Source organism: Streptomyces sp. NPDC001156 (assembly GCF_053598275.1).
In genome coordinates this window covers 1-9,908 of sequence record NZ_JBSFJX010000154.1, presented here as the reverse complement: position 1 = coordinate 9,908, position 9,908 = coordinate 1, and the positions used below count along the sequence as shown (strand labels likewise).

The following is a 9,908-nucleotide window of genomic DNA, read 5'->3' as shown; positions in this document are numbered from 1 at the left end:
ACCGGGGACGGCAAGGCGGACCTCGTCGCCCGCGACAGCAAGGGTGGCCTATGGCTGTACCGGGGCACCGGCAACGCCTCGGCGCCCTTCCGGGCCCGGGCCTCGATCGGTTACGGCTGGAACATCTACAACTCGCTCATCTGACCGAGGGCGGAGGCGCGGCCCCGCGTGAGGGACCGCGCCTCTGATGGTGGCGACAGCTGGTAGGACTCCGTTAGGTCTGTCTTGATCTTGATGTTGTGTGTCCTGCTGGGCAGGGATCGGTGACAGGTGGTGAAGGTGCCGGTCCAGCAGTTCAGCAGGTCCTGAAGGGTGTCGAGGATCTGGTAGAGGGTGAGCCCGCTGTATCGGCTTTTGGGGCCGGCCGCTGCTCGGTGAGGAAGGCGTGGGCGGCGGTGACCAGGGTGGCGTGGTGGTGCCAGCCGTTCCAGGAGCGGCCTTCGAAGTGGTCCGGGATCGGGGTGTCGTCGGGCAGGTCGGACAGCCAGAAGCGGGTTGGTTTGTCCTCGCCGTCGGGCCATTCGGCCAGCAGCCGCACCTCGGGCAGGACGTCGTCCCACCGGCCGTGCTCGGCCACTGCGGCTGTCCGGGTCAGCCGGCGCGAGCGCACCCCGGCCGGACGGACCTTGACGGAGAGGAAGCGGGAGGCCATCGCTCCGCGGGAGCCCTCCCGCCAGGTCACCTCGGTGAAGGCTTTCCGTCCGGCGGCGGCTGCCAGCCGGCGCACCGGCACCGGATCCCACGTGGACTGGTTCACGAACTGCCGCAGGTTTTGCTCGTTGCCATCCGGCAGCCGCGAGGCCATGGCCTGGATCGACTTGTGGCGACCGTCCGTCATCAGTCCCCGCAGATAGCAGTCGCTCTTGGCCCGCTGGTCCTTGCGCGGCACCGAGGCGAACACATCCGCCACGCACGACGACAACGTCGCCCGAACACGATTGACTTCATGTGCGTCCACACAGTCCTCATGTTCCTGAACACAGCCGACACGCAGAGCTAACGGAGTCCTACCAGCGCGAACGGTGTGACGCTCACCGACCAATCCGCATAGAGCTACGGATCAGACGGTTCTGACATCCACAGCTGACATCAACGACGCCGAACGAGGGCGTACATCAGCGTCTCTGTCCGGCCGTCGCACCAGCCGACGGCAGCAGCCAGAGCGGAGTCGGATCGAACTCCTAAAGCGGATGTCGCCTCCCCACCCGGGCCCGGCTCGAACGGGCTGGTCCCCTCCACAACGGGCCAGGACTGGGGAAGCAGCCACCGGCCGACGCGGGCCGCGTCAATCGTAGGCCCGGTGCTGGCCCTGGCGGAGCGATCGGGCCTGGGCCGTCCCTGGGCCGTCCGAGGTCACCCGACGCCCACCGACAACGACAGAAGCCCACGGCTCCTGAGCTGGTCAGGGCCATGGACCTCCGAAGTTCCGCTGCTCAGCGGAAGGGCTGATTAGTACTCCTTCAAGTACGACACCGGCTCTGCAGTCTCCCCCGCACGCCACTTGGGCGAGAGTCAATCAGCGGCTGGTGGCATCATCAGGGGTTCGAAACCGTGGGTACGAATCCCGCGCCCACCGTACAACCGAGTGCGACGCCGCCGTGAACGTGACCTGACCGCTCCGGCTGGAAGCGCTGTGCGGCCAACCCCGCGGACCGCGTCCGGCGGTTGCCCGGCAGTCACTTCATTCGGGCTCGGCGCGCATGACTCCGTGGCGCGTCACCTCACAAAACGCCACAAATGCCACTATTCTCCACGACCGACTGACTGAACCCACCTGCCGCGGTCCGCCCCGACCCGCATGAACACGGATCACGTCCGGCTCGTCTGGTCTCGGCCTCCCCGAGCATGGCACGCGCTCCCAGAGAGAGACCGTCATGCACTCCTCCTCCAAGCTGACCCGGTTCCTCGTCGGTCTGGCGCTCGCGGTGACCTGGCTGTCCGGTTGTGACGCGCCGCCCGCCGAACGACCGGCGGCCGGCTCCTCGCCGTCCGGGCAGCCGGCCAAGGGCGCCGATCTCCAGGATCCGCCCGAGGTGGTGAGCCGCAACGGGGTCCTGCGGACCACCATCGTGGTGGAGCGCCGCAAGGTGCTGGTGGGCGATCGCCGGTTGTGGGCGCTGACCTACAACGGCCGCTACATGCCGCCCACACTCCGGGCCCAGCCGGGCGACCGCCTCGAACTGGCCATGGTGAACCGCGTCAGGGCGGAGTGGCAGGGCGTCACAGCAGACACCAACCTGCACACGCACGGTCTGCATGTGTCGCCGCGGCAGCCCGCTGACGACATCTTCATCTCCATCAAGCCCCATACGACCTACCACTACTCGTACCAGCTGCCGCGTGACATCAAGCCGGGCACGTACTGGTACCACTCGCACATCGACATGCATTCGGCCGCTCAGGTGGCCGGAGGCGAGTCGGGCCTCATCATCATCGACGGTCTGCGGAAGTACCTGCCGTCCTCCCTCCGCAACATCACCGAGCACGTGATCGCCTTGAAGGACAACCAGATCCAGGGCGACGAGATCAAGATCCACCCGCTGTCCATCCAGGCCAAGACCAACCGCACGGTCAACGGCCAGCAGAATCCCGTGGTCCACATCCGCCCCGGAGAGACCCAGTTGTGGCGTCTCGCCAACATCGGCGCCAACATCTACTACAAGCTGCGCCTCAAAGGCTCCACGTTCCACGTGATCGCCCAGGACGGCTATCCCGTCCACCGGATCTACTCCGCGGACACATTGATCATCCCGGCCGCCGCCCGGTACGACGTACTGGTGCAAGGCGGGCCGGCGGGTACCACTCAGTTGGAGACGCTGCCGTTCTACACCGGACCGGCCGGCAACAGCTTCCCGCAGGCGAACCTGGCGACAGTCGTCACCGGCGGTCCCTCCGTGGTGCGGGCCCGCATCCCATCCGTCTTCGGGCCACTCGACGATCTCTCCCACGCCAAGATCGCCGACCGTAAGACGATGGTGTACACCGAGAACAAGGCCGGCACACGGTTCTTCATCAACGGTAAGTACTACGACCCGAACCGCGTCGACTTCGTCTCCCGGCTCAACACGGTCGAGGAGTGGACGATCCGCAACGACACACAGGAGGACCACTCCTTCCACGTCCACACCAACCAGTTCCAGGTGATGTCCCTGAACGGAAAGGCCGTGGACCCCGCCCATTCCTGGCACGAGACGGTCAACATCCTCCGCGGGCAGAAGCTCGTCCTCCGGATCCACTTCACGAACTTCACCGGCCGAACGGTGCTGCACTGCCACCTCCTCAACCACGAGGACATGGGCATGATGTCCGTCCTGGACATCGTCGACGACCGTGCGGCCCACCCGACGGACGAGAACCCCGGCCACTGACCCGATCGGCCAGGCCAACGCGCGATCGGCCAGGCCAACGCGACTGATCTGGAAGGCAACTGGACGCAAGTCGAGGACACCGCCACCCGGCGGGGGCCGGTGGCAGTCGGACGGACGACGCAGAGCGACGCGGGTGCCGATGGTTCATCCTGATCGGCACCCGCAGTGCTGCTCCTTCCGGCGTCCGCGGCCGGCCGTGACCTCACCACCGTGGGTGCACCTGGACACCCACCCTGGCAGGTCAAGCCACGACCTGGTGAGCATGCATATCGGTGATGGTGTCCGCGTCGTAGCCAAGGTCTGCCAGGACCTCGTCCGTGTGCTCGCCGAGCAGCGGAGCACCCTTGATCTCGGGGATGAAGCCGGAGAACTTGATCGGGCTTCCGACCGTCAGATAGGTTCCGCGGCCCTTCTGCTCCACTTCCAGCACGGTGCCGCTCTCGCGCAGCGCCTTGTCCTCGGCGATCTCCTTCATGCTCATCACGGGTGCGCAGGGCACGTCCCACTTGCCGTGCAGCATGGTCCGCGTCGCCTGGACGTCCTGCCGGGGGCCACTCAGCACACGGCGGGCGCTCGCTCCCGCGGCATCCGTCACGGACTCTGCCGGCTCGGCTCCTATGACCCGCGTCGCCGTCGCTCGGCGAATCATCCCAGTCGCATCGGGCACAAGGGTCGGCTCGCGGGAGAGTCGTCCGTCAGTCGTCGCTCGGCGAGCGGTCATCCCAGTCGCACCGGGCATCAGTGGCACCGGGCACGTGCGTCGGCTCGCGGCACAGACGTCCGTCAGCGTCGCCCAGTCAGCAGCATGGTCCGCAAGCCCGTCCACGTCCATCAGACCGGAGCAACTCCAGGAGGTCGGATCAGCGGGCCAACAGACAGGTCCCGACGCCGGCCACGGTGGAGCAGGCCATCACAAGGCACGCGCAGACGGCATGCCTTCTGAGCAGGGTGCGACGCAAGGTGGCGTAGCGGGCTTCGTATTCGCCGCGCAGGCGCTTGGCCCGGTCGGCAGTGGCCTGCAGCGCCTCCCGCGTCAGACCGAGGCGCTGCTCGGTGTAATGGCGGGCCAGATCCTCGGCCTGCCCTTGCGTGAGCCAGGGCAGGCGAGCGCAGAGGGCTTCGGCCTCCCGCTGCGCCTGCTCTCGTTCTGCCTGCAGGAGGAGGTAACCCTCGACCTCGTTGGCGAGTGTGCCGCTCTGCCGGTCCGGCGGGGTCCCATGACGGCTCGATGACGTCAAGGCCGGCCCCTTTCGCGCCCCGGCCCCTCAATCCCTCGTTTGCCGCGATAATCCTGGTAGTCGATCTGCGAAAGGTCGGGGTGATGCAGGTCGAAGGCCGGGGATTCGGTGCGGATGCGCGGCAGGGTGTGGAAGTTGTGCCGGGGCGGCGGGCAGGAGGTCGCCCACTCGAGCGAACGGCCGTAGCCCCACGGGTCGTCGACGCCGACCGGCTTGCCGTACTTGGCGGTCTTCCACACGTTGTACAAGAACGGAAGCATGGACAGCCCCAGCAGGAACGATCCGATGGTCGAGACGGTGTTCAGCCAGGTGAAGCCGTCGGTGGCCAGGTAGTCGGCGTACCGGCGGGGCATCCCCTCGGCGCCCAGCCAGTGCTGTACCAGGAACGTCGTGTGGAATCCGATGAACAGTGTCCAGAAAGTGATCTTTCCGAGGCGCTCGTCGAGCATCTTGCCGGTGAACTTGGGCCACCAGAAGTGGAATCCGGCGAACATCGCGAAGACGACGGTGCCGAACACGACGTAGTGGAAGTGCGCCACCACGAAGTAGCTGTCCGAGACGTGGAAGTCCAGGGGCGGCGACGCCAGGATGACACCGGTCAGGCCGCCGAAGAGGAAGGTGACCAGAAAGCCCGTCACCCACAGCATCGGTGTCTCGAAGGACAGCGAGCCCTTCCACATGGTGCCGATCCAGTTGAAGAACTTCACACCGGTCGGAACCGCGATCAGGAACGACATGAAGGAGAAGTACGGCAGCAGCACACCACCGGTCACGAACATGTGGTGCGCCCACACTGTGACCGACAGGCCCGTGATGGAGATCGTCGCGCCGACCAGCCCCATGTAACCGAACACCGGCTTGCGCGCGAAGACCGGGATGACCTCCGTGACGATGCCGAAGAAGGGCAGCGCGATGATGTAGACCTCGGGATGGCCGAAGAACCAGAAGAGGTGCTGCCACAACAGGGGGCCGCCGTTGGCCGCCGCGAAGACCTGGGCGCCGAACTTGCGGTCCACCTCGAGTGCGAGGAGCGCTGCTGCCAGCACCGGGAAGGCGAACAGCACCAGCACGCTGGTGAGCAGCACGTTCCAGGTGAAGATCGGCATGCGGAACATGGTCATGCCGGGGCAGCGCATGCAGATGACCGTGGTGATGAAGTTGACGGCGCCGAGGATGGTGCCGAAGCCCGAAAGTACGAGGCCCATGATCCACAGGTCGCTGCCGATGCCGATCGAGTGGTGGGCGTCAGTGAGCGGGGAGTAGGCGAACCAGCCGAAGTCGGCCGCGCCCTGGGGGGTGAGGAAGCCGCCGACGACGGTCAGCGCGCCGAACAGGTACAGCCAGTAGGCGAACATGTTGAGGCGGGGGAAGGCCACGTCGGGGGCGCCGATCTGGAGCGGCATGATCCAGTTCGTGAAGCCGGCGAACAGCGGCGTCGCGAAGAACAGCAGCATGACCGTGCCGTGCATCGTGAACGCCTGGTTGAACTGCTCGTTCGACACGATCTGCAGGCCCGGACGGGCCAGCTCGGCGCGCATGAGCAGGGCCATGACGCCGCCGATGAGGAAGAACGCGAACGACGTGACCAGATACAGCGTGCCGATCGTCTTGTGGTCGGTGGTCGTCGCCCACTTGACCACGACATTGCCGGGTTGCCTGTGCCGGACCGGCATCTCGTTCGCGTATGACTCCACACCTGATTCGGCACCGTGGGGTTCGTTGAGGATGCTCACAAGTGGGTGTCTCCCGGTACTCGCGGTTCGCGTCGTCAGTCAGCCGCCATCCTGGCTCTGCCAGGGGCAGGGCTGCCTCCCCGATCGACCGGAATACGGCCATTCGGCAGGACGATCCCAGCCCAATGGAGCAACCGGGGTGTGTCGCTGTCGGCCCGATGCGCATGGGCATGGCAGACGTGGCGGCGGCCGATCGGCGCGTCCGTTCCGGCGCCGACTTCGCTGCTCGCCAGGGTCGACATCCAAGGGGTTATGGCAAACGAGTCAGGCATCCGTGAGGGCGTGGCTATGGCGGGAACGTCAGATCTCGAACAGCGCATCCTTGTGTGCCTGCATCGCCGGATCGAGAACCGCGCGAAGCCGGTCGATGCTGCTGCGCCACTGTCCGCCGTCTCCGGTCTCGCCCCAGAGTTCGGGTAGCTCGGATTCGTCCGCGAGGACTCGGTCCAGGGCCTCGACGGCCAGCCGTCTGAAGTCGGCCGGCAGGACGGGCACCGGCTCGTCAGGACCGTAATGGGGGCTGACCGGCTCGCCACCTGGGCATTGGGCGGCGACCAGGGCAGCAGCGGCCACGGCCTCCTCGGCGTCGGGGCCCTCGAGGTAATCCTGGTTGCCGACAGTGCGCACCAGAACTCCGCGGATGAGGGCTTCACGCTCTCCTGCGACAGCATCATCCAGATCGTTGGCGAAGTCCGCGGCCGTGTCGTTGTCGAACGGACCGATGTCCCAGGTACCCATGGCTCCCCTCTCACCTCACTGACCGGGATCTTCGCACGGGTCACTGACATCGGGCCGAGGAGTTCGTGCCGACTGCGCCGAACGACGGGGACGGTCCCAGTGGATCTCCTTGGGAAGCTTGGGTGATCGAGGGGCGGAAGCTTGCGGCACGGCAGGTGCGCATCTCACAGGTGTTCTCAGTGGTCCCGGTCAGCGGGAGAGCCTCGCCGAACGACCGAGCGCCTGAGCTGTGTCGCTGCGCTGGTTGTGACCACGGCGACGGATTTTCCTCCCGCCCCTGGTCTTGATAGGGACCGAACCCGACCACCACTTCGGAGTATCCGATGTCTGAGTCCACTCTCTTCCAGACCGCCGTCGTCACGGGTGCCAGCCGCGGCTTCGGGCGCGCGATCACCGCCGCCTTGGTCGCCGCGGGCACCCGCGTGGTCGGCATCGCTCGCCATGAGCAGGACCTGAACGCCGTACACGAAGGCAAGGGCTTCACCCCCGTCGCCGCCGATGCCACCGACGAAGCGCTCGCGCAGGACGTGATCGGCACGCACCGACCCGGCCTGCTCGTCCTCAACGCCGGGGCCGTACCGCATATGGCACCCGTGCACGAGCACACCTGGGAGACCTTCACTCGCAACTGGGACGTCGACACGCGGCACGTGTTCACCTGGACCCGGGCGGCGCTGCGGCAGCCGCTGGCGCCGGGCAGCGTGGTCGTCACGCTGTCCAGCGGGGCCGTCCTGGGCGGATCCCCGCTCAGCGGCGGATACGCCAGCGCCAAGGCGGCCATCCGGTACATCCGGGGGTACGCGGCCGACGAGTCGCAGCGGGCCGGCCTGGGCATCCGGTTCGTCACGCTGCTGCCCAACATGACCCCGGCCGGCGGCGTCGGCGCGGTCGCGGTGGCGGGCTACGCCGCACGCCAGGGCGTGGACCGTGACACCTTCGTCAAGGGCAGGGGGCCCGTCCTCACCGCGGACCAGGTCGCCAAGGCCGTCGTGGAGCTCGCCGGGGACCCGGACAGCGCACCGGAGTACCGGGTCGGCGGCGACGGGCTGAGCCCGCTCGGCTGAGCAACGGCTCTACAGTCATCCTCACCGCACCCCAGGAGATGCCGCGATGCCCTCGAACGCCGAATTCGCCGCCGTGACCGAGCAGTTCCGGCCGGAACTGCTCGCGCACTGCTACCGCATGCTCGGCTCGATCCACGACGCCGAGGACCTGGTACAGGAGACATACCTGCGCGCGTGGCGGGCGTACGACCGGTTCGAGGGCCGCTCCTCGGTGCGGCGATGGCTCTACACGATCGCCACCAGATCCTGCCTGACGGCGCTGGAGACGCGCTCCCGACGGCCACTTCCGTCGAGCCTCAGCGCGCCTATGGACGATCATCTGGTGGCCATGGCTCCCCGTGAGCCGTCCATGGCGTGGCTCCAGCCCGCGCCCGACGCCCTGTTCGGCGGCCACGACCCGGCGGCGGTGGTGGCCGGCAGGACTGGAGTGCGGCTGGCCTTCATCGCCGCGCTCCAGTTCCTGTCCGCCCGGCAGCGGGCGGTGCTGACGCTGCGTGATGTGCTGGCGTTCCGGACCGCCGAGGTCGCGGAGATCCTGGACACGACGACCGCCGCCGTCGACAGCGCGCTGCGCCGCGCCCGGTCCCGCATGGCCGAGGCCGGACCGGTCGAGGACGATCTGGCCGAACCGACGGAGCAGACTCGCCGCGCACTTCTCGACGACTACGTCGAGGCGTTCACCCGGGCCGATGCCGACGCGCTGGTGAACCTGCTGCGGGTCGACGTCGAGCTGGAGATGCCGCCGACCCCGACCTGGTTCACCGGACGCCGGGCCGTCGTCGGATTCCTCTCCGCCCGCGTACTCCGTCCTGGCCTGTGGCGCATGGCGTCCACCCTCGCCAATGGCCAGCCCGCCCTCGTCCTCCACAAACGCGCGGCCGCCGACCGCTACGAGGCGTACGGAGTCCAGGTCCTGACCCTGATAGGCGCACGGATCAGCCGCATCACGGCGTTCAACGACCCAGGTCTGGTCCCCACGTTCGGCCTCGCGCCCGCGCTCACCACCTGAAACCGCATCAGGGGCCTGGTGGCGGGCCTCCAGGAGAATCTGCGGGCCACAGCGCCAGGCCGGGTCAGGACGCCGTGGCGCTCGTTGCCCGCTCCAGCAGTTCTCGGGCGTCGCGGACGCACCCGTGGTCGGGGCTGAACAGTTCCGTGAGTGCGGTGATGGTGTCGCGGGCGGCCTGGGCTGCCTCGTCATGGCGTCCGAGGCCCAGGAGAGCCTCCGCCGCAAGTACACCGGCCGTTTGGACCTCGGCGGCATCGAACCGTTTTGATCATCAAGTGCGGTTGCGCCTTGGCGCCCTTGATCCAGATGAGGGCTACCGGCTGGATGCCGAGTTGGTACTGGAGACGCCGTTCCTGTTCCGGGACGCTGCCGGCGAATGGCACAAACTCGACCCCGGCACTGTGTGAGCCTCGCCCCTGTTCTGGGCCTGTTCGGGCAGTCACTCACCGCGGTCGATGTCCGTGAGCACGGTGCTTTGGTCATCGACTTTCACGATGGTGCCGGGCTCTGGATCGGCCCAGACCCGCAGTTTGAGTCCTGGCATCTGACCGGATGTGGAGTCGATCCGATCACGGTCGGCGCTGGTGGCGAGGACAACTGGGAGCTCTGACGACAGCAAGGCAGAGCTACTGCCCGCGTCCGGCAGTCTGTGGTCCCAACCGCTGAGCTTCAGGGCCTCAGTGATGCGGCGGAACGTTGGTCTTCCCAAGGCCGGCGGGCAGACCCGGGGGGGCGGCCGGCGGGGGCTCCCACCCCTC

The 9,908-nt window shown here is 67.5% G+C and carries 10 protein-coding genes; 5 read left to right on the top strand and 5 right to left on the bottom strand.

Annotated elements, in window-relative coordinates:
- Positions 1-295: 295 nt before the first annotated feature.
- Positions 296-958: a transposase gene (locus tag ACWDA7_RS39050; RefSeq protein ID WP_450611023.1), complete on the bottom strand. Its 663-nt coding sequence runs from the start codon at positions 956-958 to the stop codon at positions 296-298.
- A gap of 916 nt (positions 959-1,874) precedes the next feature.
- Here ACWDA7_RS39050 and ACWDA7_RS39045 point away from each other — a divergent pair.
- On the top strand, positions 1,875-3,368 hold the full coding sequence (locus ACWDA7_RS39045; RefSeq protein WP_450611022.1) for a multicopper oxidase family protein: 1,494 nt from the start codon (positions 1,875-1,877) through the stop codon (positions 3,366-3,368).
- A 241-nt stretch (positions 3,369-3,609) separates the two neighbouring features.
- Here the strand turns inward: ACWDA7_RS39045 and ACWDA7_RS39040 are convergent, their stop codons facing one another.
- The 4 genes from ACWDA7_RS39040 to ACWDA7_RS39025 all read right to left on the bottom strand — a co-directional run bounded on the left by ACWDA7_RS39040 (position 3,610) and on the right by ACWDA7_RS39025 (position 7,077).
- Entirely contained in the window at positions 3,610-3,963 is a 354-nt protein-coding gene (locus ACWDA7_RS39040; RefSeq protein WP_450611020.1) for a CoA transferase, read from the bottom strand.
- 265 nt (positions 3,964-4,228) lie between these two features.
- On the bottom strand, positions 4,229-4,606 hold the full coding sequence (locus ACWDA7_RS39035) for a hypothetical protein (protein ID WP_450611018.1): 378 nt from the start codon (positions 4,604-4,606) through the stop codon (positions 4,229-4,231).
- On the bottom strand, positions 4,603-6,339 hold the full coding sequence (gene ctaD, locus ACWDA7_RS39030) for an aa3-type cytochrome oxidase subunit I (protein ID WP_450611016.1): 1,737 nt from the start codon (positions 6,337-6,339) through the stop codon (positions 4,603-4,605). Before ctaD ends, ACWDA7_RS39035 begins: the two co-directional genes overlap by 4 nt.
- Before the next feature lie 300 nt (positions 6,340-6,639).
- Positions 6,640-7,077 carry a DUF4259 domain-containing protein gene (locus ACWDA7_RS39025; RefSeq protein ID WP_450611014.1) on the bottom strand — a complete coding sequence of 146 codons (438 nt, stop codon included), beginning with the start codon at positions 7,075-7,077 and terminating at the stop codon, positions 6,640-6,642.
- A gap of 323 nt (positions 7,078-7,400) precedes the next feature.
- On the opposite strand from ACWDA7_RS39025, the gene ACWDA7_RS39020 reads away from it, so the two are divergent.
- From ACWDA7_RS39020 to ACWDA7_RS39005, 4 genes are all read left to right on the top strand, one after another.
- On the top strand, positions 7,401-8,141 hold the full coding sequence (locus ACWDA7_RS39020) for an SDR family oxidoreductase (RefSeq protein ID WP_450611012.1): 741 nt from the start codon (positions 7,401-7,403) through the stop codon (positions 8,139-8,141).
- Positions 8,142-8,187: 46 nt separating this feature from the next.
- Complete coding sequence (locus ACWDA7_RS39015; RefSeq protein WP_450611010.1) at positions 8,188-9,150, top strand: RNA polymerase subunit sigma-70; 963 nt, start codon at positions 8,188-8,190, stop codon at positions 9,148-9,150.
- A gap of 275 nt (positions 9,151-9,425) precedes the next feature.
- Entirely contained in the window at positions 9,426-9,557 is a 132-nt protein-coding gene (locus tag ACWDA7_RS39010) for a hypothetical protein (RefSeq protein WP_450611008.1), read from the top strand.
- Positions 9,554-9,760 carry a DUF6188 family protein gene (locus tag ACWDA7_RS39005; protein WP_450611006.1) on the top strand — a complete coding sequence of 69 codons (207 nt, stop codon included), beginning with the start codon at positions 9,554-9,556 and terminating at the stop codon, positions 9,758-9,760. The genes ACWDA7_RS39010 and ACWDA7_RS39005 overlap by 4 nt, the downstream gene beginning before the upstream one ends.
- The last annotated feature ends 148 nt before the right edge of the window (positions 9,761-9,908 follow it).